16 protein-coding genes are annotated in these 22,212 nt (G+C 71.6%); 5 read left to right on the forward strand and 11 right to left on the reverse strand.

What is annotated here, in order from left to right; translation table 11 throughout:
• The first annotated feature begins 43 nt into the window (after positions 1-43).
• Positions 44-1,522: an AAA family ATPase gene (locus PSEJ35_RS0111810; protein ID WP_028917976.1), complete on the forward strand. Its 1,479-nt coding sequence runs from the start codon at positions 44-46 to the stop codon at positions 1,520-1,522.
• A gap of 44 nt (positions 1,523-1,566) precedes the next feature.
• Here PSEJ35_RS0111810 and PSEJ35_RS0111815 read toward each other — a convergent pair whose 3' ends face one another.
• From PSEJ35_RS0111815 to PSEJ35_RS0111825, 3 genes are all read right to left on the reverse strand, one after another.
• A complete protein-coding gene (locus PSEJ35_RS0111815) occupies positions 1,567-2,484 on the reverse strand; it encodes an AEC family transporter (protein ID WP_028917977.1) in 918 nt (305 codons plus the stop codon).
• Between the two features lie 9 nt (positions 2,485-2,493).
• Positions 2,494-3,198 carry a 2OG-Fe(II) oxygenase family protein gene (locus PSEJ35_RS16150; protein ID WP_037083192.1) on the reverse strand — a complete coding sequence of 235 codons (705 nt, stop codon included), beginning with the start codon at positions 3,196-3,198 and terminating at the stop codon, positions 2,494-2,496.
• Positions 3,199-3,273: 75 nt separating this feature from the next.
• Complete coding sequence (locus tag PSEJ35_RS0111825) at positions 3,274-3,903, reverse strand: hypothetical protein (RefSeq protein WP_028917978.1); 630 nt, start codon at positions 3,901-3,903, stop codon at positions 3,274-3,276.
• A gap of 149 nt (positions 3,904-4,052) precedes the next feature.
• On the opposite strand from PSEJ35_RS0111825, the gene PSEJ35_RS0111830 reads away from it, so the two are divergent.
• Entirely contained in the window at positions 4,053-7,793 is a 3,741-nt protein-coding gene (locus PSEJ35_RS0111830) for an indolepyruvate ferredoxin oxidoreductase family protein (protein WP_028917979.1), read from the forward strand.
• A gap of 72 nt (positions 7,794-7,865) precedes the next feature.
• Here PSEJ35_RS0111830 and PSEJ35_RS0111835 read toward each other — a convergent pair whose 3' ends face one another.
• The 4 genes from PSEJ35_RS0111835 to PSEJ35_RS0111850 form a co-directional block, all read right to left on the reverse strand.
• Complete coding sequence (locus tag PSEJ35_RS0111835) at positions 7,866-8,288, reverse strand: hypothetical protein (RefSeq protein ID WP_156924807.1); 423 nt, start codon at positions 8,286-8,288, stop codon at positions 7,866-7,868.
• Positions 8,289-8,467: 179 nt separating this feature from the next.
• Positions 8,468-9,478 (reverse strand): LacI family DNA-binding transcriptional regulator, encoded by a 1,011-nt coding sequence (locus tag PSEJ35_RS0111840; protein ID WP_037083198.1) that lies wholly within the window; start codon positions 9,476-9,478, stop codon positions 8,468-8,470.
• Positions 9,479-9,537: 59 nt separating this feature from the next.
• Entirely contained in the window at positions 9,538-11,100 is a 1,563-nt protein-coding gene (locus PSEJ35_RS0111845) for a sodium/sugar symporter (RefSeq protein ID WP_028917982.1), read from the reverse strand.
• 134 nt (positions 11,101-11,234) lie between these two features.
• Positions 11,235-13,814, reverse strand: a complete 2,580-nt coding sequence (locus PSEJ35_RS0111850) for a glycoside hydrolase family 3 protein (protein WP_028917983.1) — start codon at positions 13,812-13,814, stop codon at positions 11,235-11,237.
• Positions 13,815-14,287: 473 nt separating this feature from the next.
• Between PSEJ35_RS0111850 and PSEJ35_RS0111855 the strand changes: the two genes are divergently transcribed.
• The gene (locus PSEJ35_RS0111855; RefSeq protein ID WP_028917984.1) at positions 14,288-14,803 is read left to right on the forward strand and encodes a c-type cytochrome; all 516 of its coding nucleotides are present in this window, start codon (positions 14,288-14,290) and stop codon (positions 14,801-14,803) included.
• A 68-nt stretch (positions 14,804-14,871) separates the two neighbouring features.
• Entirely contained in the window at positions 14,872-16,587 is a 1,716-nt protein-coding gene (locus PSEJ35_RS0111860) for an ExeM/NucH family extracellular endonuclease (protein WP_232207651.1), read from the forward strand.
• A 132-nt stretch (positions 16,588-16,719) separates the two neighbouring features.
• Here the strand turns inward: PSEJ35_RS0111860 and PSEJ35_RS0111865 are convergent, their stop codons facing one another.
• The gene (locus PSEJ35_RS0111865) at positions 16,720-18,048 is read right to left on the reverse strand and encodes an amidohydrolase (RefSeq protein WP_028917986.1); all 1,329 of its coding nucleotides are present in this window, start codon (positions 18,046-18,048) and stop codon (positions 16,720-16,722) included.
• Between the two features lie 132 nt (positions 18,049-18,180).
• Here PSEJ35_RS0111865 and PSEJ35_RS0111870 point away from each other — a divergent pair, with 132 nt between their 5' ends.
• Positions 18,181-18,966, forward strand: a complete 786-nt coding sequence (locus tag PSEJ35_RS0111870; RefSeq protein ID WP_028917987.1) for a TSUP family transporter — start codon at positions 18,181-18,183, stop codon at positions 18,964-18,966.
• Between the two features lie 466 nt (positions 18,967-19,432).
• Here the strand turns inward: PSEJ35_RS0111870 and bktB are convergent, their stop codons facing one another.
• Genes bktB through PSEJ35_RS0111885 form a run of 3 tightly spaced genes read right to left on the reverse strand, consistent with a single transcriptional unit; the run spans position 19,433 to position 22,207 of the window.
• Positions 19,433-20,611 carry a beta-ketothiolase BktB gene (bktB, locus tag PSEJ35_RS0111875; RefSeq protein WP_028917988.1) on the reverse strand — a complete coding sequence of 393 codons (1,179 nt, stop codon included), beginning with the start codon at positions 20,609-20,611 and terminating at the stop codon, positions 19,433-19,435.
• Between the two features lie 14 nt (positions 20,612-20,625).
• Complete coding sequence (locus PSEJ35_RS0111880; RefSeq protein WP_028917989.1) at positions 20,626-21,516, reverse strand: SDR family NAD(P)-dependent oxidoreductase; 891 nt, start codon at positions 21,514-21,516, stop codon at positions 20,626-20,628.
• 49 nt (positions 21,517-21,565) lie between these two features.
• Positions 21,566-22,207 carry a TetR/AcrR family transcriptional regulator gene (locus PSEJ35_RS0111885; RefSeq protein WP_028917990.1) on the reverse strand — a complete coding sequence of 214 codons (642 nt, stop codon included), beginning with the start codon at positions 22,205-22,207 and terminating at the stop codon, positions 21,566-21,568.
• Positions 22,208-22,212 lie beyond the last annotated feature (5 nt).

The following is a 22,212-nucleotide window of genomic DNA, read 5'->3' on the forward strand; positions in this document are numbered from 1 at the left end:
CCCCGGCGCTGCTATCGTGATCCGGCGCCGTCCAGGAAACCCCATGAGCCAACTGCAGGACCTGACCGCCCTGATCCGGGCCAACACCCCGCTGATTGTGATCGAGACCCGCGACGAGGAGCGGGTGGTGGAACTGTTCCGGCAGTCGCTTCTGCACGTGTGGCGCGCCCTGCACCGCTGGACGATCACCGAGGGTCTGCGCCGCCTGGACCTGGACCGGGAGGACCCGGCCGAGGGTCCGCCCGACGCCTCCTACGCGCTGCGCGCCATCCAGGCCGCGGAGCAGCGCGGCATCTACCTGCTGCTCGATTTCCACCCCTACCTCGGCTATGCCAGCCACCAGCGCCTGCTGCGGGACATCGTCCAGCGCCGCGGCTGCGAACCGCACGTGCTGGTGCTGGTCGGCGCGAAGGTGGAACTGCCGGCCGAACTGGAAGCGCTGGCGGTGCGTTTCCGCCCGCGCATGCCCGACCAGGCGGCGCTGCTGAAGCTGGTGCGCGAGGAGGCCGTCGCCTACGCGAAGGAACACGGCGGCCGCCGGGTGGAGGCCGAGGAAGATGCCGTGCGCCAGATCGTGCGCCACCTGCAGGGCCTGGACCTGCACGACGCGCGCCGCATCACCCGCCAGCTGATCCACGGCGACGGCGCACTCACCGCCTCGGACCTGCCGCAGCTGGCCCAGCTGAAGTTCGAGCTGCTCAACCGCAGCGGCCACCTGCATTACGAATACGACACCGCCGGCTTCGACGACGTGGCCGGCGCGCGCCGGCTCAAGCGCTGGATCTCGCAGCGCCGCGCCGCCTTCGCCGGCAACCCGCCGCCGGGGCTGGATCCGCCGCGCGGGGTGCTGCTGCTGGGCGTGCAGGGCTGCGGCAAGTCACTGCTGGCCAAGGCCATCGCCGGCGGCTTCGGCGTGCCGCTGCTGCGTCTGGACTTCGGCACCCTCTACGCCAAGTACCACGGCGAGACCGAGCAGAACCTGCGCGCCGCGCTGGCCTCGGCCGACCAGCTCGCGCCCTGCGTGCTGTGGATCGACGAGATCGAGAAGGGCGTGGCCGCCGACGCCGGCGATGGCGGGGTGTCGCGCCGCGTGCTCGGCTACCTGCTGACCTGGATGGCCGAGCGCAGGTCGCCGGTGTTCCTGGTCTCCACCGCCAACCAGGTCCGGCACCTGCCGGCGGAACTGCTGCGCAAGGGCCGTTTCGACGAGATCTTCTTCGTCGACCTGCCCGATCCGGACACGCGCGTGGAACTGCTGCGCCTGCACCTGGCCTCGCGCGGACTGGAGCCGGAGGGCTTCGCCCTGCCGGCGCTGGCCGCGGCGGCCAATGGCTTTTCCGGCGCGGAAATCGAGCAGGCCATCGTCTCCGGCCTGTACGCGGCACACGCCGAACAGCGCGCGCTGGACACCGACCTGTTGATGCAGGAGATCCGCGGCACCCGTCCGCTGTCGGTGCTGATGGCCGAACAGGTCGCCGCGCTGCGCGCCTGGGCGCTGGAACGGACGGTGCCGGCGGACTGAGCCACCGGCGCTGCACCCGGGCGGCGGGCGTGGAAGCTCGCGCCTCAGCCGACCACGCGGCCCAGCAGCCAGGCCCAGGCCGGCAGGGTCAGCAGGCACAGCACGATGCCGTAGCCGACCAGGGCCGCGCACAGCCGCGGGGCCAGGCCGTGGGCCATCGCCAGCGCCGCGGCCGAGACCATGGTCGGCATCGCCGATTCGAGCACGTTGGCCTGCAGCATCAGCGGTGGCATGCCGAACAGCAGCGACAGCGGCAACGCGATCGCCGGCATCACCAGCAGCTTCAGCGCCAGGCCGGTGGCCAGCGGGCCGAGTTCCTCGCGCGGCAGGCGCAGGCGGATCGACAGGCCCACCGCCAGCATCACCAGCGGCAGCATCGCGTCGGCCAGGCGCTGCAGGCCGGAACCGATCCAGTGCGGCGGCTGTTCCGGCATCACCGTCAGGCCCAGCAGCAGCGCCCACACCGGCGGGAAGCGGGCGATGCGCAGGGCGACCTGGCGCGGCCCCGGCGGTGCGTCGCCGCTGTAGCGCGCACAGATGTACAGGCCCACCGTCGACAGCAGCATGAAGGTGCCGAACTGGTCGTACACCACCGCGTACTGGACCGCGTCCTCGCCCAGCAGCGCGCGCATCATCGGGTAGCCGAGGAAGCTGGAGTTGCACAGCCCCACGCACAGCAGCAGCACCGCGTACTGCTCGCGCCCGAAGTTCCACAGCCGTGCCGCCGCGGTCACCAGCGCCCAGGTGGCGCCCATCAGGATCCACGGGGTCAGCGCCACGCCCAGCAGCGACCACTGCAGGTGCAGCTGCGGCACGTAGATCAGCACCGCCGCCGGCAGGCACACGTACAGCACCACCAGGTTCAGCACCTCGGAGGCGTTGTGCGGCAGCAGGGTGGTCCTGCCCATGGCCATGCCCAGGGCGAGCATGGCCAGGATCAGCGCGAATGCATCGAAAGCCATCGTTCCGGCTCAGCCGCGGCGCAGCCACCCGGTGATGCTGTAGCGCGGGCAGCCCGCCCAGGGCGCCACCAGGCTGACCTCGTGCGGTTGCGGCACGCGGAACAGGCTCAGCGAGTTCCACAGCGGGGTGAAGGTGTCGATCACCCGGCTCTCCGTGGGATCGAGGAAATGCAGCAGGCCGCCCCAGTCCGGCTTCCAGCCGTGCGACAGGTTGATCACGTAGGCGAAGGCGCGGTCCTCGTCGCTGGCGTGGTCGCTGTGCGAACGCAGGAAGTGGCCGTGGCGGTAGCGCACGCCGATCGCGCTGGTCATGCGGATTTCCGCGTCGCCGGTCAGCTGGCGAGCGAAGGCGATGAACTCGGGGCTGTTGAGGAAATCCAGCACCGCGTGCAGGACCAGCTGCGGGTCGCGGCCCTCGCGGCGCGCGTCGATCATCCGGTAGCGGTCGAAATAGAACTCGAAGCCGTCGCGCGCGCGCGCGGTGGCGGCCTGCAGCAGGCGCGCGTCGTCCCCGCTGCCCGGCGCCGCCTCGCGCGGCAGTCCCGGCGGCAGCTCGGCGCCGGTGCGCTGGGCGATCTCCCACGGCACCTCGTCGCGCAGGCACTGGTGCAGGCGTGCGGCGGCGTCTTCCTGCAGGAAACCCGGGATCTGCACCCGGCCGTGGGCGCGCAGGCGCGCGCGCCAGGGCTCGAGCTGGAGGTCGTTGCTGATCATGGTCGCGCCGGACCGCGCCTGCGTGGTGGAAACGCGCCTATTGTCGCACGCGCCCCGCGGGGCGCGGCCCGGCGGTCAGGGCCAGGCCGGCGGATTGGCCTGCCAGTAGGCCTGCACTTCGGCCAGGGTCGCGCGGTCTTCCTCGCGCCAGTCCGGCAGCAGGCGGGCATAGGCGGACGTGCCGGACCACTGCTGCGGCTCGGTGCGCACCGCGGCGGCGTACCAGCTGGCCGCTTCGGCCTTGCGGCCCACCTTCCAAAGCGCCATCGCCAGGGTCGGCGGCTGCCACGACGGCGTACTCGGCCAGCCGCCGAGCAGCGACTGCCACTGTTCCAGGGCGCGCCCGGGCTCGCCGGCGCGGTACAGGTCCCAGGCGTAGTTCCAGGTCACCGCGCGGGCCAGGCGCTGGTTGCTGGCGGCGGCCTTCTGCGCGGCGCGGTACAGCTCCTCGCCCAGCTCCATGCGGCCGGAACGCATCGCCACGCGCGCCAGCTGCGCGCGCGACTCCACGTCCGAAGACCTGCGCGCGATGTTGGCGGCGAGCCGATCCACCACCGCGTCGCCGTCGCCCTGCACGGCGACGATGGCGCGGGTCGTGTGTGGATCCTCGTCGAAGTAGAACTCCTTCGGTGCCGGCAGGCTCTGCGCCTGCGCCAGCAGCGCGCACAGGGCCAAGGCGGCCGCGAGCGGTAAACGCAACTTCATGACTTCATCCCCGGGAACTGACTGCCTCCCCTTGCCTGCATCCTAACCGCTGCAACGCACAGTGGACGAGTGCGGCTCATCACAGAATGGCGCTTGTTATGATGCGGCGCCGGGCCGGCGAGGCCCGGTTCCGCCAGACAGGGCCCGCCATGACCAGTACTGCCGAACTGACCTCGCCTTCTTCCGCGAACCTGCCCGGCCTGGACACGTTCGACGCCGACTACACCCTCGAGCACAAGTACACGCGCCGCGACGGCCGCATCTACCTCAGCGGCGTGCAGGCGCTGGTGCGGCTGCCGCTGATGCAGCAGCTGCGCGATGCCGCCGCGGGCCTGGATACCGCCGGTTTCATCAGCGGTTACCGGGGCAGCCCGCTGGGCGGTTTCGACCTGGAACTGTGGCGCGCGCGCAGGCACCTGGAGGCGGCGAAGGTGCGCTTCCAGCCCGGCCTCAACGAGGACCTGGGCGCGACCATGGTCTGGGGCACGCAGCAGACCAACCTGTTCCCCGGGGCCAGGGTCGATGGCGTCTACGCCATGTGGTACGGCAAGGGCCCGGGCGTGGACCGCTGCGGCGACGTGTTCAAGCACGGCAATGCCGCCGGCACCTCGAGACATGGCGGCGTGCTGGCGCTGGCCGCCGACGACCACGCCTGCCGCAGCTCGACCCTGCCGCATGGCAGCGAGGACGAGTTCGTCAGCGCGATGATGCCGGTGCTCAACCCCGCCGGCGTGCAGGACATCCTCGACCTGGGCCTGGTCGGCTGGGCGATGAGCCGCTATACCGGCCGCTGGATCGGCTTCAAGACCATCGCCGAGACGGTGGAGTCCTCCGCCTCGGTGGACGTGGACCCGTTCGCGCGCCGGATCGTGCTGCCGGAGGATTTCGAGCTGCCGCCGGGCGGGCTCAACATCCGTTGGCCGGATCCGCCGCTGGAGCAGGAGATGCGCCTGCACCGCTACGCGATCCGCGCCGCGCAGGCCTTCGCCCGCGCCAACCGCATCGACCGGATCGTGCTGGATTCGCCGCGCGCGCGGCTGGGCATCGTCACCACCGGCAAGAGCTACCTGGACGTGCTGCAGGCCCTGGAATACCTGGGCCTGGACGAGGAAGCCTGCCGCGACATCGGCATCCGCGTGTACAAGGTCGGCATGACCTGGCCGCTGGAGCCGCAGGGCATCGCCGCCTTCGCCCGCGGGCTGGAGGACATCGTCGTGGTGGAGGAAAAGCGGGCCTTCATCGAGCGGCAGATGAAGGAGCAGTTCTACAACTGGCCGGAGGCCTGGGGCCGGCGCCCGAGCATCGTCGGCAAGTACGACGAGGCCGGGGAGTGGATCCTGCCGTCCACCGGCGAGCTGACCCCGGCCACCATCGCCGGGGTGATCGGCCGCCGCATCCAGCGCTTTTTCACGACCGAATCCATCGAGCAGCGCCTGCGCTGGATGGAGGAGAAGGAGGCGGAGATGGCGCTGCCGCGCGCCAACTTCCCGCGCGTGCCGCACTACTGTTCCGGCTGCCCGCACAACACCAGCACCCGCGTGCCGGAAGGCTCTCGCGCGCTGGCGGGCATCGGCTGCCACTACATGGTCACGTGGATGGACCGCTCCACCGACACCTTCACCCACATGGGCGGCGAAGGCGTCACCTGGGCCGGGCAGGCGCCATTCACCGACACGCCGCACGTGTTCCAGAACCTCGGCGACGGCACCTATTTCCACAGCGGCTCGCTGGCGATCCGCCAGGCGGTCGCCGCGAAGGTGAACATCACCTACAAGATCCTCTACAACGACGCGGTGGCGATGACCGGCGGTCAGCCGGTGGACGGCCAGCTGAGCGTGCCGGACATCGCCTGGCAGATGCGCGCCGAGGGCATCGACACGATCGTCCTGGTCAGCGACGACATCGGCAAGTGGTCCAGGCGCGAGCTGTTCCCCGCCGGCGTCGAGTTCCACGACCGCAGCGAGCTGGACGCGGTGCAGAAGCGCCTGCGCGAGGTGAAGGGCGTCTCGATCCTGATCTACGACCAGACCTGCGCCACCGAGAAGCGCCGCCGCCGCAAGCGCGGCAAGCTCGAGGACCCGGCCAAGCGGGTGATGGTCAACACCCTGGTCTGCGAAGGCTGCGGCGACTGCGGGCAGAAGAGCTTCTGCGTGTCGGTGCTGCCGAAGGAAACCGAGTTCGGACGCAAGCGCGAGATCGACCAGTCCAACTGCAACAAGGACTACTCCTGCGTGCAGGGCTTCTGCCCCAGCTTCGTCACCTTGCACGGCGGCAAGCCGCGCAAGGGGCCGCGCGCCGAGGCCGCGGCGCTGCTGCAGGACCTGCCCGAACCGGCGTTCCGCACGCGCCTGGACCGGCCCTGGAACATCCTGATCACCGGCGTCGGCGGCACCGGCGTGGTCACCATCGGCGCGCTGCTGGGCATGGCCGGGCACCTGGAAGGCAAGGGTGCCACCGTCCTCGACCAGACCGGCCTGGCGCAGAAGGGCGGCGCGGTGACCACCCACGTGCGCCTGGCGCGCACCCCGGAAGACATCCACGCCGTGCGCATCGCCGCCGGCGAGGCCGACCTGGTGCTGGGCTGCGACATGGTCGTGGTCAACGACTACTGGGCGCTGTCCAAGGTGCGCGGCGAACGCTCGGAGGTGGTGCTCAACACCTACGAGGCGATGCCCGGCACCTTCACCACGCGCCCGGACCTGCACTTCCCGGCGGCGGACATCATCGCCGGCGTGCGCCTGGCCCTGGGCGGGCGCGAACCGCGCCTGCTCGACGCCACCCAGCTGGCCACCGCCCTGCTCGGCGACGCCATCGCCAGCAACCTGTTCATGCTCGGCTACGCCTGGCAGCTGGGCCTGGTGCCGGTGTCGCACGGCGCGCTGATGCGGGCGATCGAACTCAACGGCGCCGCCGTGGAGATGAACCGCCAGGCCTTCGCCTGGGGCCGCCTGGCCGCGGTCGATCCGCACGCGGTGGCCAAGGCCGCCGGCCTGGTCAGCAACCCGATGACCGGGGACGAGCGCAGCGCCGACGGCCTGCACCAGCTGCCGCCGGGCGACTGGGAAGGCAGCGAGTTCGGCAGCATCAGCGCGCCGCGCCCGGCGCGTGCCGACCGCAACCTGCGCGGCCTGCCCGAACGCGGCGCCGCCGCGGCCGAAGGCGCCTCGCCGCTGGATGCGGCGACCGGCGAGGTCACCGCCCTGCCGCTGGACGACCTGCGCCTGTCGCGCAGCCTCGACGAACTCATCGCGCGCCGCGAACGCTTCCTCACCGACTACCAGGACGCCGCCTATGCGCGCCGCTACAGCGAGATGGTGGCGAAGGTGCGCGCCGCCGAGAACCTGAAGGCGCCGGGCTCCACCGCGCTCACCGAGGCGGTGGCGCGCTACGCGTTCAAGCTGATGGCGTACAAGGACGAGTACGAGGTGGCGCGGCTGTACACCAGCGGCGATTTCCAGCGCCGCCTGCAGCAGCAGTTCGAGGGCGACTACACCCTGCGTTTCCACCTGGCGCCGCCGCTGCTGGCGAAGAAGGACGCGCAGGGCCGCCTGGTCAAGCGCGAGTACGGGCCGTGGATGTTCACCGCGTTCCGCTGGCTGGCGAAACTGCGATTCCTGCGCGGCACCGCGTTCGATCCGTTCGGCCGCACAGCCGAACGGCGCATGGAGCGCCAGCTGGTCGCCGACTACTTCGCCATCGTCGAGCGCCTGCTCGCCCGCCTCGACGCCGGCAACCTGGAGCTGGCCACGCGCATCGCCAGCATCCCCGAGCAGATCCGCGGCTACGGCCACGTCAAGGAAGCGCACCTGCACAGGGCCAAGGCGCGCGAGGCCGAACTGCTGCAGGACTGGGACAGCCGGCTGCGGGTGGTCAGCCGCGACGCGGCCTAGGCCGCGCCGGCGCCGCTCCGGGAGCGTGGCGCGGGTCCGCGCCGGAGCGGCGGGAGGCCACGCCTGCCGCCCTCAGTCGCCGGCTTCCGGCCGGGCGCCGTCCGGCGCCGCCGGGGCGCCCCGGTCGAGGCCGTCCAGCAGCGCCTGGCCGGCCTCGGCCATGTCCGCCTCCCAGGCCTGCCAGTCGGCCCGCGTCCGCATCGCGCCGTGGACATTGCGAAGGAACCGGACCGCGACCAGCGGGTCCCTGGCGGCCTCCTTGCGGGCGAAGGCCCAGCGCTTGGCGTAGCCGGGCCAGGCCTCCTGCAGCCGCTGCACGGGCGCGGGCAAGGTGGCGACATCCACCGGCTCGATGACCACCATGCGGATCTGCAGCGGGGCATCCGGAGCGGTTGCCGGCAGCAGCCCCGGGCTTCCGAACGCGAACGCCAGCACGGCGCCCGCGATGACGGCCCTGCCGCGCCTGGCGGGAGCTGGCCTGGGTGACTTGTACATCTCTCGCTTCCGTTGCGGAGTCGTTCCCACACCCCGGTTGTCGCACCTGCGCCAGGGTCGGGGAACCAGAATTATCGCGAACTGGAAGCCTACCCACACTCGGGTGAAGTCCCAATGCAACCCGACGCGGGCCACCAGGAAGACCGGGGGCGGGCCTCCCGGGCCCGGTTGCGGGGGCCTCAGCCCGCGGGCACCGGACCGGTCGACTGGCGCAGCTGCAGCGAGTACGGCATCCGCACCATGCGCCCGGCGCTGCGGTCGCGGATGGCGTTGAGCAGCTGCACCGTGGCCACCTGGCCCATGTCGCGGGTGGGCTGCTGCACGGTGGTGATGGCCGGGAAGATCTGCTGCGAGATCGGGGTATTGTCGAAACCGCACACCGACACGTCGGCCGGCACTCGCAGGCCCAGCTCGCTGGCCGCACGCATCACACCGGCGGCCATGTCGTCGTTGGCGGCGAAGATCGCGGTGGGCCGCTCCGGCAGGGTCAGCAGGTGGCGGCCGGCGGCCAGGCCCGAATCGAACGAGAACTCGCCGTCGACCACCAGGCCCGGGTCGTAGCGCAGGCCAGCGCGGCGCAGCGCGGTGCGGTAGCCGGCCAGGCGCCATTCGCTGGCACCATGGTCCGGATGGCCGCGGACGTGGGCGATGCGCTGGTGGCCCAGGGCGATCAGGTGGGCCATGAGCTCGCACACCGCCTCGTGCTCGTCCAGGGTGACGCCGGTGCGGCCCTCGCGGTCCTTCGGCGAGATGCACGAGAACGGGATCCCGCGCTGGTCGAGGCGGTCGAGCAGGGCCTGGCTGTCGGTCAGCGGCGGGGTGAGGATCAGCCCGTCCAGGCGCGAGGCCACCACCAGCGCATCGACCGTGTCGAGGAAGTCCGGGCTGCGGTAGCTGACCGGCTGCATCACCATGCCGTAGTGGTGACTCTCGCAGGCCTCCACTACGCCGGTGAGGATCTCCATCAGGTAGTTCGGCGAAGGGTTGTCGTACAGCAGCGCGACCAGGTACGAGCGGTTGCCGGCGAGGCTGCGCGCGGACGGATCGGGCCGGTAGTTGAGCGCGCCCACCGTCTCCAGGACCCGTGCGCGGGTGGCATCGCGCACCCCGGGCTCGTTGTTGAGCACCCGCGACACCGTCTTCATGGAGACGCCCGCCTGCCTGGCGACGTCCTCGATCCTGACCCGCATCACCCCCTCCATCCATGGCCGGCAACGGGCCGGCGCTGGCGCCGGCCGCGGCCGCCACGTCACCAGAACAGTGCGTAGAGCGCGGCCAGGATCGCGACGACCCCGAGCGCGGCGATATTGAAACCGGCTGACGTCGAATAGTCGACATCGGCGGTCTGGATCAGGCCGCTGCCGGCCTGCTGCGGACGCGTCGCCAGCGACACCACCACCGCCAGCGCCAGCGCCAGCAGGAACACCAGGCCGACGCGGTCGATGAACGGCAGCGCCGGCCAGGCCAGCTTCAGCACCACCGACAGCGCGAACGAGCCGATCGCCGCGGCCAGCGCGCCGGCTTCGTTGGCGCGCTTCCAGAACAGGCCCAGCACGAAGATCACCACGATGCCGGGGGTGAAGAAGCCGGTGTACTCCTGGATGTACTGGAAGGCCTGGTCGAAGCTGCCCAGCAGCGGCCGCGCGGCCAGGATCGCCGCCAGCACCGACACCGCCGCGGCGACGCGACCCACCCGCACCAGGTGCGCCTGGCCGGCCTGCGGCCGCGACTTGGCGTAGAAGTCCAGGGTGAAGATGGTCGCCACCGAATTGATCTTGGAGGCCAGCGAGGCCACGATCGCCCCCACCAGCGCGGCGAACACCAGGCCGAGCACGCCGCCGGGCAGCAGCCGCATCATCGTCGGATAGGCCTGGTCGGGCTTGGCCAGTTCCGGCGCCAGCACCACCGCGGCGATGCCCGGCAGCACCACCACCAGCGGCATCAGCAGCTTCAGGAACGCGGCGAACACCACGCCCTTCTGCGCTTCGCGGATGTCCTTCGCCGCCAGCGCACGCTGGATGATGTACTGGTTGAAGCCCCAGTAACTGATGTTCATGATCCACATGCCGCCGACCAGCACGCTGATGCCCGGCAGGTCCTTGTAGAACGGGTTGTCCCGGTCGAGGATCATCTCGAAGTGGCCGGGGTGTTCGGCCCACAGCCTCGAGAAACCGGCCACGACGCTGCCGTCGCCGATGTGGTCGAGCGTGATCCCGGTGACCAGCAGGCCGCCGAGCACCAGCAGGGTCACCTGCACGATGTCGGTCAGCGCCACCGCCTTGAGGCCGCCGTACAGCTGGTAGGCCAGCGCGAACAGGCCCAGCAGGGCCAGCGCCAGCATCTGCTCCATGCCGGTCACCTGCGCCACCGCGATCGAACCCAGCCACAGGATCGAGGTCAGGTTCACGAACACGTACAGGCCCAGCCAGAACACCGCCATCAGCGTGCGGATGCGCGTGCCGTAACGTTCCTCGAGGAACTGCGGCATGGTGTAGATGCGGTTGCGCAGGAAGACCGGCAGGAAGAACTTGCCGACGATCAGCAGCGTCGCCGCCGCCATCCACTCGTAGGAGGCGATCGCCAGGCCGATGGCATAGCCGGACCCGGACATGCCGATGATCTGCTCGGCGGAGATGTTCGCCGCGATCAGCGAGGCGCCGATCGCCCACCACGGCAGCGAACGGCTGGCGAGGAAGTAGTCGGTGGTCGATTTCTGGTGCCCGGCCTTCTCGCGCGAAACCCACTGCGCCAGCACGAAGATGCCCGCCAGGTAGGCGAGCACGATCACCATGTCCAGTGTTGCCAGCTTCATCCGCGTCCTCTCCCCGGTTGCGAGCGGTAGGCCTGGGAGAGGGCACGGGCGCAGCGACGCGCGACGGTGTCGCGGCACCGCGGAGAACCGGCCCGCGCCGCCGCCCTCCCGGGACGGCGCGGGCCTTCAGGCGGTTACTGCGGGCAGGACAGGGTGTGCTCGACCTCGCCGACCGCGGCCAGCGACACCTGCGATACCGACAGCGTGGTCGCCGCGTCGCTGCGCAGGCGCAGCAGCACGTCGAGGCTGGCGGTGTCCGCGCCGGCGGCAGCGAAGCACTTCAGCGGGATGCCCAGCGTGGTCCACTGCCCGGCCGGGAGCGCCGCCAGCGTCTCGCGCAGCGGCAACGGCTGGCTGGCGCCGGCGGCGGCGGTGATCGAGCCGCTGGCCGGGATCGCGTCCGGGCGCAGGGTCAGCGCCAGCATCACGTCGCCGTTGGTCTCGCGGGCCAGGTCCTGCGCCGGCGTGGCGGCGATCGCCACCGCCGCCGGCTGCGCGCCGGACCAGGTGAAGCGGCGCGCGTCTTCCTGGCGCTGGTGGTCGACCGCGGCCACGGCGAGGCTGCCATCGGCCAGCGCCGTCGGCACGGTGGCCACCGGCGTGGCCTGGCCCTGCGCGTCCTCCAGTTGCAGCGCCAGGCCGCTGGCGAGCTGGCCGCGGGCGAAGTACACGCCGGCCGGCGCCTGCAGGCCCTGGATGCCGGAGTCTTCCGGCAGCGGCGCCAGGTCGCCGTTGTCGGCGTAGGTCAGGCCGTAACCGAAGGCGAACTGCGGCTGGTAGCCGGGCCTGTTGACCGCCGCGTCCACCGCGTTGCGCGGCCAGGAGAAGCTGAGCTTGCCCTTGAAGTCGTGGTTGACGCTGCCGTCGGGCTTGCGCAGCAGCACGTCGGCCACGCCGGCACCCTCGGAGCCGGGCAGCCACGCCGCGACGAAGGCGTCGGCGGCGTTGATCTCGCGGTTGAGCCACAGCGGCCGGCCGCTGATGAACACCGCCACCACCGGGATGCCGTCGGCCTTGAGCTTGCGGATCAGCTCCAGGTCGCTGTCGTCGCCGGGCTTGAACAGCAGGTTGGGGATGTCGCCCTGGAACTCGGCGTAGGGCTCCTCGCCGAACACGACGATGACCGCGTCGGGCTTCGACCTGTAGTTGCCGTCCACCGCCAGCTCGGCCTTGCCGCCGGCGGCGCGCACGGCGCGCTCGACGCCTTCCCAGATCGTGTCGGCGTTGGGGAAGTCGGCGCGGGTGGTGCCGCTGCCCTGCCAGTTGAGGGTCCAGCCGCCGGTCTGCTTGCTCATGTTGTGGGCGGCGTCGCCGGCCACGAGGATGCGCTGGTTGGCGCGCAACGGCAGCACGCCGCCCTGGTTCTTCAGCAGCACCAGCGACTCGCGCACCGCCTGGCGGGCGACCTCGCGGTGCTCCGGCGCCCCGAGCAGTTCGAACTTGCCGCCCAGCGCGCGCTGCGAGGGCCTGGGCTTGTCGAACAGGCCAAGGTTGAACTTCACCCGCAGGATGCGGCGCACCGCGTCGTCCAGGCGTTCCATCGGCAGGGTGCCGTCGCGCACCGCGGCCAGGGTGCTCTCGTACATGCCCTTCCAGCTGTCCGGCGCCATCGCCATGTCCAGGCCGGCGGCGAAGGTGGCCGGGCAGTTGCTGGCGGTGCAGCCGGGGAGCTGGCCGTGGCCGTTCCAGTCGCCGACGACGAAGCCGCCGAAGGCGAAGCGGCCCTTGAGCACGTCGGTCAGCAGCGGCTTGTGCCCGTGCAGCTTGGTCCCGTGGAAGCTGTTGAACGAGGCCATCACCGACTGCGCACCGGCCTCGATCGCGGTCTTGTAGCCGGCCGCGTGCACGTCGCGCAGCTCGGCCTCGCTGACCTGGGTGTCGCCCTGGTCGCGGCCGCCGCTGGTGCCGCCGTCGCCGACGAAGTGCTTCACCGAGACCATCACGTGGCGGTCGTCGAGGAAGCCCGGCTCGCCCGGCTTGCCCTGCAGGCCTTCGACCATGGCCCTGGCGAACTGCGCGACGACCTCCGGGTTCTCCGAGTAGCCCTCGTAGGCGCGGCCCCAGCGCACATCCTGCGGAACCGCCACGGTCGGGGCGAAAGCCCACTCCATGCCCGTGGTGCGGGTCTCCAGGGCGGTGATCTCGCCGATCCGGCGCAGCAGCTCGGGGTTGCGGGTGGCGCCGAGGCCGACGTTGTGCGGGAACAGGGTGGCGCCGACCACGTTGCTCTGGCCATGCATGGCGTCGATGCCCCAGATCACCGGGATCGGCTTGCCGCCGCCGGAGGTGTCCATCGACGCCTCCCAGAAGGCGTCGGCCAGGGCCAGCCATTCGGCCGGTTTCGCGTTGTACTTGCCGCCCGGGTCGGAGCTGCCGCCGGCGAGGATCGAGCCGAGGCGGTACTTGCGCACGTCGTCCGGGGTGATCGAGGCGATGTCGCCCTGCACGATCTGGCCGACCTTCTCCTCGAGGGTCATCGACGCGAGCAGGTCGTCGACCTTCTTCTCGAGCTCCGGATCGGCCGGCAACGGCCAGGCCAGCTGCGGCCAGGCCTCCGGATGGATGGTGCCGTCGGCGGCGGAAGCGGTGGCATCGGCATCGCCGGCCGCAGCGGCCGGTTCGGGTGCGCGGTCGCAGGCGGCCAGCAGGACCAGGGCCAGGGCGGCGGCCAGGCCATTGCGGATGCGCACGGGCGCGGCGGCTTCGGAACTCATCACGGTCTTCCCTCCGGTCGGTCTCGCGGCGCCTGATGTCCCCGGGCGCACTGGTGGCACTGACGGCCGCAGAGGCTTTGCCACAGATGGCAGCGCTGTCAACCGCACGGCGAGCGCCATGCCCTGCCGTCATGGGGCCGCTGCGGCGACGGCATGCTCCGGCAATGGTGGAAGCGGGCGGAAAAGGCGGAGATTCCGGGCAGATCGGCGGTTGGCGGCGGCCTCGGAGGCTGCAACGGCAAGCGCGTTCGCAGCGGCCCGGGCTGCTGCATCGCAGCAGCCCATTGCGATGGCCGGACCGCCGGCCGCGGCCTGCCCGGTGACCGGCCAGGCCCTGCCTCCCGACCCTGGCCGACCCGGCACGGGCGTGCACGGACGCATGCTTCCGGCTCCGCGGCTTCCGGAGCCGGCTCGTCCCTCTCTATAATCGCCGGCAGCTGTGGCCGGCCGCGCCACTCGCCATAGGATGGGATGTGCGTAACTACGACCTGGAATTCCTGAAGCGCTTCTCGATGGTGATCGGCCTGCTGGGCCTGGTCACCCTGGGCCTGATCCTCCTGGCCAGCCACCTGCACGGCCGGATTCCGCCGGAAGTGTCGCCGACGGCTGCCAAGCGCACCGCCGAGCGCATCGCCCCGGTCGGCGCGGTCTACGCCGGCGACACCGGCGCCGCCGCGCAGGCTGCCGCCGCCGCGGCCGCCGCGGCCAAGGCCGCCTCGCAGGTGGCCTACGGCGGCACCACCGACGGCTCGGTGATCTTCCAGAACCTGTGCGGCGCCTGCCACACCGGTGGCGTGGGCGGCGCCCCGACCCTGGACCGTGGCCACTGGAACGCGCGCATCGCCCAGGGCACCGACACCCTGTACAAGCACGCGATCGAGGGCTTCACCGGTTCGGCCGGCGTGATGCCGCCGAAGGGTGGCAACCCGGCACTGACCGACGAGCAGGTGCAGGCGACGGTCGACTGGATGATCTCCAACCTCAAGTAAGCCGCGTTTCTTCCCGCCAACGCCGCCTCCGGGCGGCGTTGTCGTTTTCAGACATGCAGGATCCGCCCATGCACGCCCCCCGTATCCCGACGGCCCTGTCCCTGCTGCTGGCCTTCGCCCCGGCCATCGCGCTGGCAGGGCCTGCCACCGCCATCGGCCAGCTGCGCGCCAGCGCGGCGGATCCGGCGAAGGTCGCGTTCACCGCGACGGTCAGCGCCGACTTCCGTGAAGGCCTCGGCGGCGTGTTCGTGCAGGACGGCGGCGACGGCGACGGCGACCCGGCCACGCCCGACGGCCTGTTCGTGCGCCCCGCCGAAGGCGTGCAGTTCCCCGACGGCGTGGCCGCCGGGCGCGAGTGCCGCTTCCACGGCCGGCTGGTCGAGGAGAAGCGCGGCGGCAGCCGTGCCACGGTGCTGCTGGCCGAACGCATCGACCGCTGCCGCCCCGCCCAGCCGGTCACGGCGCTCACGCTGGACGCGCTGCCGCAGGACTGGGCCGCGCTGGACGGGATGCGCGTGCGCATCGAGGCGCCGCTGTTCGTGGCCGGCACCGACGCGCTGGCGCGCTACGGCGAGCTGGCGGTGTCCTTCGACGGGCGCCTGTGGCAGCCCAGCGAACTGGCCCGCCCGGGCACGCCGGAACATGCTGGACTGGCCGCGCGCAACGCGCGCGTGCGCCTGCTGCTGGACGACGGCAGCCAGGCGCGCGATCCACGGCAGGTGCCCTATCTCGACGACGGCGCGACGCCGCGCGTCGGCGACGTGGTGCTGGGCGCCGAAGGCGTGGTCGAACAGCGCCACGGCAGCTGGCGCCTGCAGCTGGACCGCCCGCTGCGCTTCGAAGCGGCGCAGCGCCCGGGGCCGCCGCAGGTGCCCGGGAACGTCCGCGTGGCCGCCTTCAACCTGGAGAACCTGTTCAACGGCGACGGCCGCGGCGGCGGTTTCCCGACCCCGCGCGGCGCGAAGACGGAGCAGGCGTTCGAGGCACAGCTGGCCAAGCTGGTCGCCACCGTGCACGGGCTCGATCCGGACGTGGCCGCGCTGATGGAACTGGAGAACGACGGCTACGGCGAGGATTCGAGCATCGCCCGGCTGGTGCGCGAGCTCAACGCCGGAGGCGCGCAGTGGCGCTTCGTCGACGCCGGTCGCGGCCCGGGCGCGGACACGATCCGCGTCGGCATCATCTACCGCGCAGACCGCCTGGTCCCGCGCGGCAAGCCGGCGGTGCTGGAAGGCGGCCCGTTCGGCGAACGCAGCCGCGTGCCGCTGGCCCAGGCGTTCAGGCGCAAGGGCGGCGGCAGGGAATTCGTCGTCGTCGCCAACCACTTCAAGTCCAAGGGCTGCAGCGAGGCGACCGGCGACAACGCCGACCGCAAGGACGGGCAGGGCTGCTGGAACGCGCTGCGCCTGGATTCAGCGCAGCGCCTGCACGCCTGGCTGCAGTCGGCGCCGCTGGGCAAGGGGCGCGAACGCGTGGTGATCCTCGGCGACTTCAACGCCTACGCGATGGAGGACCCGGTGCACTGGCTGCGCGAGGACGCCGGCTGGACCGACGCCTTCGCCGCCGCCGGCGTCGAACGTCCGTGGAGCTACGTATACCAGGGCCTCAGCGGACGCCTGGACCACGCCCTGCTGAGCCCGGCGCTGGTGCCGCACCTGCGCGGCGCGGCCGAATGGCACGTCAACGCCGACGAGCCGGACGACGCCGGCTACGCGGGACGCAACGTCCCCGGGCCGTGGCGCAGCTCGGACCATGATCCGTTGCTGCTGGGGTTCGACCTCTGAGCGTGGGCGGCGCGCTGGCGTAGCAGCGGGCTTGCCGGGCATCCCTGCGGGATGGCCTGGTCGGATGCGAGGCAGCGGGGCAAGCCCCGCTCTACAGGAGCACGGCCGTGGACAGCCCTTCTCCCACCCGGATCAGCCGGCCGTGCCGTGCAGGTAGTCCAGGCTCACCTGCAGCAGCGCGCGGAAGCCGACATCCAGCGCGGTCTCGTCCAGGGTGAACTCGGGCGAGTGGTTGCTCGGCGCGGTGGCCGGATCGATGCCCTTCGCCGTCGCGCCGACGAAGAAGAACATCGCCGGCGCCTCCCGGCCGTAGAACGAGAAATCCTCGGCGCCCATCGTCAGCGGCGGCTCGAACACGTTGTCCGCGCCGACCACCGCCTGCAGGCTCGGCAGCATCCGCGCGGTGAGTGCCGGGTCGTTGATCGTGGCCGGGTTGCTGTCGCCGTCGGGGATCCTGGTCTCGACCGTGGCGCCATGCGCCGCAGCCACGTGCGCGGCGACGTTGCCCAGGTCGGCGAAGATCCTCTCGCGCATGCCCGCGTCGAAGGTGCGGATGGTGCCGATCAGCTCCACGTCGTCGGGGATGATGTTGTAGCGGATGCCGCCCTTGATCGCGCCGAACGTCACCACCGCCGGCAGCTTCGCGATGTCGGTGCGGCGCGAGACGATGCTCTGCGCGGTGCCGACCAGGTCCGCCGCCGCCACGATCGGGTCGATCCCGCCCCACGGCCGCGAGCCGTGGGTCTGCCGGCCCTTCACCTTGATGCTGAAGCGGTCCGACGCGGCCATCAGCGGACCGCCGCGCACGGCGATCTGTCCGGCCTGCACCGTCGAGAACACGTGCAGGCCGAACACCGCCTCGGGCCTGAAGTCGTCGAAGATGCCTTCGGCCAGCATCAGCGACGCGCCGCCCTCCTCGCCCGGTGGCGCGCCTTCCTCCGCCGGCTGGAACACCAGCATGACCTCGCCGGGCAGGCTCTCGCGCATCGACACCAGCGCGCGCGCCACGCCCAGCAGGATGCCGGTGTGCGCATCGTGGCCGCAGGCGTGCATCACCCCGACCGTCTCCCCGCGGAACTCGGCCGTGGCCTTCGAGGCGAACGGCAGCCCGGTGCGCTCGGCCACCGGCAGCGCGTCCATGTCCGCGCGCAGGGCGATCCGCGGCCCGGGCCTGCCACCTTTGATGACCGCGACCACGCCGTGGTGCGCGATGCCGGTCTTCGGCTCCAGGCCCATCCTGCGCAGCTCTTCCGCGACGACCCTGGCGGTGCGCTCCTCGCGGTTGGACAGCTCCGGGTGCTGGTGGAAGTCGCGGCGCCAGTCGATCACCTGCTGGCGCAGCTTCGCCGCCGCCTCGGCCACCTCGGGACGTTGCGCCGGTTGCGCGCCGGCCAGGCCGGGCAGGGCGAGGCCGAGGGCGCAGGCCAGCAGGGAAACACGGCAACGGGCGGTCAGGGACATCGCGCGACTCCTGGGGACGTTGGACCGATGCTAACCGTTGCGACGCACGTTGCCGAAGCCGGGGCCCACACCGCCTAGAATCACGTCCGTGGCCATCGCATGGTCGCCCTGTCCTCCCCCCGGATATCCCCGATGGCCGACCCCGCCCTGCAGCTGTTGCTGCTGCTGTTCCTCGCCGCCGTGCTGGCCGGCTTCGTCGACGCCATCGCCGGCGGCGGCGGCATGGTCACCCTGCCGGCGATGCTGCTGGCCGGCATCCCGCCGCTGCAGGCGCTCGGCACCAACAAGCTGCAGTCGCTGTTCGGCTCCGGCTCGGCCAGCTGGACCTACGCCCGCCACGGCCATGTCGACCTGCGCGGACAGCTGCCGATGGGCATCGCGGCCGCCGTCGGCGCCATGGCCGGCGCGCTGGCCGCCACCGTGGTTCCGTCCACCTGGCTGCGCGCGGTGCTGCCGTTCCTGCTGGCCGGCATCGCCGTGTACTTCGCGCTCAAGCCGGACATCGGCGCCGTCGAACGCCAGCGGCGCATGGGTCCGCGCCTGTTCGCCCTCGGCTTCGTGCCCGCGGTGGGCTTCTACGACGGCATCTTCGGCCCGGGCACCGGCTCGTTCCTGATGCTCGGCTTCGTCGGCCTGGCCGGCTTCGGCCTGCTCAAGGCCACCGCCCACACCAAGTTCCTCAACTTCGGCTCAAACGTCGGCGCCTTCGCCGTGTTCCTGGCCACCGGCTCGGTGCTGTGGAAGGTCGGCCTGCTGATGGGCGCCGGCCAGTTCCTCGGCGCGCGCGCCGGCTCGCGCTTCGCCATGAAGCACGGCAGCCGCGTCATCCGCCCCCTGCTGGTGACCGTGTCGCTGCTGCTGGCCCTGCGCCTGCTGGCCGACCCCGCGCATCCGGTGCGTGCCTGGCTGGGGATCTGACCCCAGCCCCGCCAGCCCCTGTAGAGTCGGGCTTGCCCGACTGCCCACGTCGGACACCCAAACGCCCGCGAAGAACAGGGAAGCAAACGTCCTGATGGACCCCACGCCTCCAGATGTGTGGGAGCGGGGCAAGCCCCGCTCTACAGGAAGCGCTGCGCCCTGAAGCCCCTCACTCCGGGAGAGAATGGGCGAGCGAAGCCACGACCCCAATACGCCCGAAGACGCGGTGGCGCGGGGGTATGTCGCAAGCGGCACATGGATGTGCCGCGGTCGCGCGTTGGAGCAGGACGCGGAACCGCGCGATGCGGCATACCCCCGCGCTGCCGCGGCTCCGTCCGAAGCCGCCCACCTCAACGCCTTTGCCTTTGCCTTTGCCGTTGCCGTTGCTGTTGCTGCTGTCTCCGCTGTTGCTGCTACAGCCGCGCAGCACGCCCGGTCACATGACAATGACCGGAAGCCACGCCCACTACACCCGCTCGAAGATCGCCGCGATGCCCTGGCCGCCGCCGATGCACATCGTCGCCAGGCCGTAACGGCCACCGGTGCGGTGCAGCTCGTGGACCAGCTTCACCGTGATGATCGCGCCCGTCGCACCGACCGGATGGCCCAGCGAAATCCCGCTGCCGTTCGGATTGGTCTTCGCCGGATCGAAACCCAGCGCATCGGCCACCGCACAGGCCTGCGCCGCGAACGCCTCGTTGGACTCGACCACGTCCAGGTCCCCGACCGTCAGTCCCGCCCGCGCCAGCGCCGTGCGCGTCGCCGGCACCGGGCCCATGCCCATGTACAGCGGCTCCACCCCCGCATGCGCGTACGCGACCAGCCGCGCCAGCGGCTTCAGCCCGTGCCGCTGCACCGCCGCGCCCGTGGCCAGCACCACCGAGGCTGCGCCATCGTTGATGCCCGACGCATTGCCCGCCGTCACCGTGCCCTCGGCCTTGAACACCGGGCGCAGCCCCGCCAGGTCCTCGCCGCTGACCTCCGCGCGCACGTGCTCGTCCACGCGGAACTCGGTTTCCTTGCCGCGGCGACCTACCTTCACCGGCACGATCTGCCCTTCGAAGCGGCCCTCCGCGATCGCCCGCGCCGCGCGCCGGTGGCTTTCCAGTGCCACCGCGTCCTGCCGCGCCCGGTCGATGCCGTGGCGTTCGGCCACGTTCTCCGCGGTGATGCCCATCAGCACCTTGTCGAACGGATCCTTCAGGCCCTCGTTGAGCGCATCGACCATCACCGCATCGCCGAGCTTGCGGCCCCAGCGCTGGCTCGGCACGTGGAACGGCACCCGGCTCATCGACTCGGCACCGCCGGCCAGCGCCACCTCGCAATCGCCCAGCAGCAGCGACTGCGCCGCCGACACGATCGCCTGCAGGCCCGAACCGCACAGCCGGTTCACCGTGAACGCCGGCGTCTCCACCGGCACGCCCGCCTTTACCGCGATCACCCGGCCCAGGTAGGCATCGGCCGGCTCGCTGGGCAGCACTTGCCCGTAGACCGCATGACCAATCACAGCGGGCTCGATGCCCGCGCGGGCGATCGCCTCGCGCGCCGTCGCCACGCCCAGGTCCGAGGGCGGCACCTCGCGCAGGCTGCCGCCGAAGGTGCCGATGGCCGTGCGCACGGCCGAGACAACGAATACGCCGGTCATGGGATCCCTCGCGGTCAGGCGGTAACGCCGGGCTTGGCATGCCGCTGCGCGCTGGCCACCTCGCGCTCGGCCTGGGTGAAGCCGTAGTCGGGCACGACCTGGCCGGTGGTGTCCGAGACCGCGTCCCACGCCGCGATCAGCCGTTCGCCCGCGTCGTCGCCACCGCCGATGTAGCAGCCTCCGGTCAGGGTCACGTGGGCGCGGGCGAAATGCCCCGCGCCGGCGCAGAGGATCGCGCGCGTCGGCGCGTCATCCACCACCAGCGGCAACAGCGCCGGACTGACCAGCGACGGATCCAGCGCGTCCAGCTGCTCCTGCGGCAGGATGCCTTCCATCATCCGCGTGTACGCGGTCGGCGCCAGGCAGTTGACCTTGATCCCGTACTTGGCGCCCTCGATGGCCAGGGTCTGCATCAGTCCGACCAGGGCCATCTTCGCCGCGCCGTAGTTGGCCTGGCCGAAGTTGCCGTACAGGCCGCTGGACGAGGTGGTCATGACGATGCGGCCGGACTTCTGTTCGCGCATCACCTCCCACACTGCCTTGCAGCAGATCGCCGCGCCCATCAGGTGCACGTCCAGCACCAGGCGGAAGTCGGCCAGGTCCATCTTGGCGAAGCTCTTGTCGCGCAGGATGCCGGCGTTGTTGATGAGGATGTCGATCCGGCCCCACGCATCCAGCGCGCGCTGGACCATCGCCGCGACCGCGGCCTCGTCGGTCACCGAACCCGCCACCGCGATCGCCTCGCCGCCAGCCGCGCGGATCTCCGTGGCGACCGCCTCGGCGGCTTCCAGGCCCAGGTCGTTGACCAGTACCTTCGCGCCCTTGCGCGCCAGGTAGAGCGCATGCTGGCGACCCAGGCCGCCGCCGGCGCCGGTAACGATCGCTGTCCTTCCCTTCAGTGGCATCATCGAACTCCCGTGTGTCGTGAGGCACGGAACGGGAGCGCGCCGGCGCTCAGCCGGATCTGGTACGCGTGCCGTTCCGCGGTTTGCAGATGGTCTTGAAGCCGGCGGCCATGAACTTCGCCATGCGCGCCTTCACCGCTTCGTAGTCGTCCGAGCGGCACAGCCCGCCGGAGAGGCGGTCGATGCGCCCGGTGCGCGCCAGGGTCAGCATCAGCGCGCCGGTGACGAAGTGGTAACCCCAGAAGATGTCTTCCTCGGCCGCCTCCGGCAGCGCGCGCCTGAGCAGGCCGATCAGGCGCAGCACCACCGGGTCGAAGTGCTGGTCCATCAGCTCGCCGCCGTGGCGGGTGTTGGACATCAGCGCGCCGAGCGCGCCGTAGTTCTTCCAGGCCTCGCCGCCCTGGCTGTACAGGTCCAGGTCGGTGTCGAGGAACGCGCGCAGCGCGCCTTCCACCGTCGGCCTGCCGTTGCAGGCCTTCTCGTACGCGTCCAGCGCCTGCATGCGCGCGCTGCTGGTGACGCCGGCGCGGCGCGCGATTACCGCATCGAACAGGGTCTGCTTGTCGTTGAAGTAGTAGTTGACCAGGGTGTGGTGCACGCCCACCCGCTCGGCCACGTCCTTCAGCGTGACCCCGTACAGCCCGTCGCGCGAGAACAGGTGCTCGGCCGCATCGAGGATCTGCTCGGTCATCTCCG

Origin of the sequence: Pseudoxanthomonas sp. J35 (assembly GCF_000513995.1) — a bacterium.
In the GTDB taxonomy this organism is placed as follows: domain Bacteria; phylum Pseudomonadota; class Gammaproteobacteria; order Xanthomonadales; family Xanthomonadaceae; genus Pseudoxanthomonas.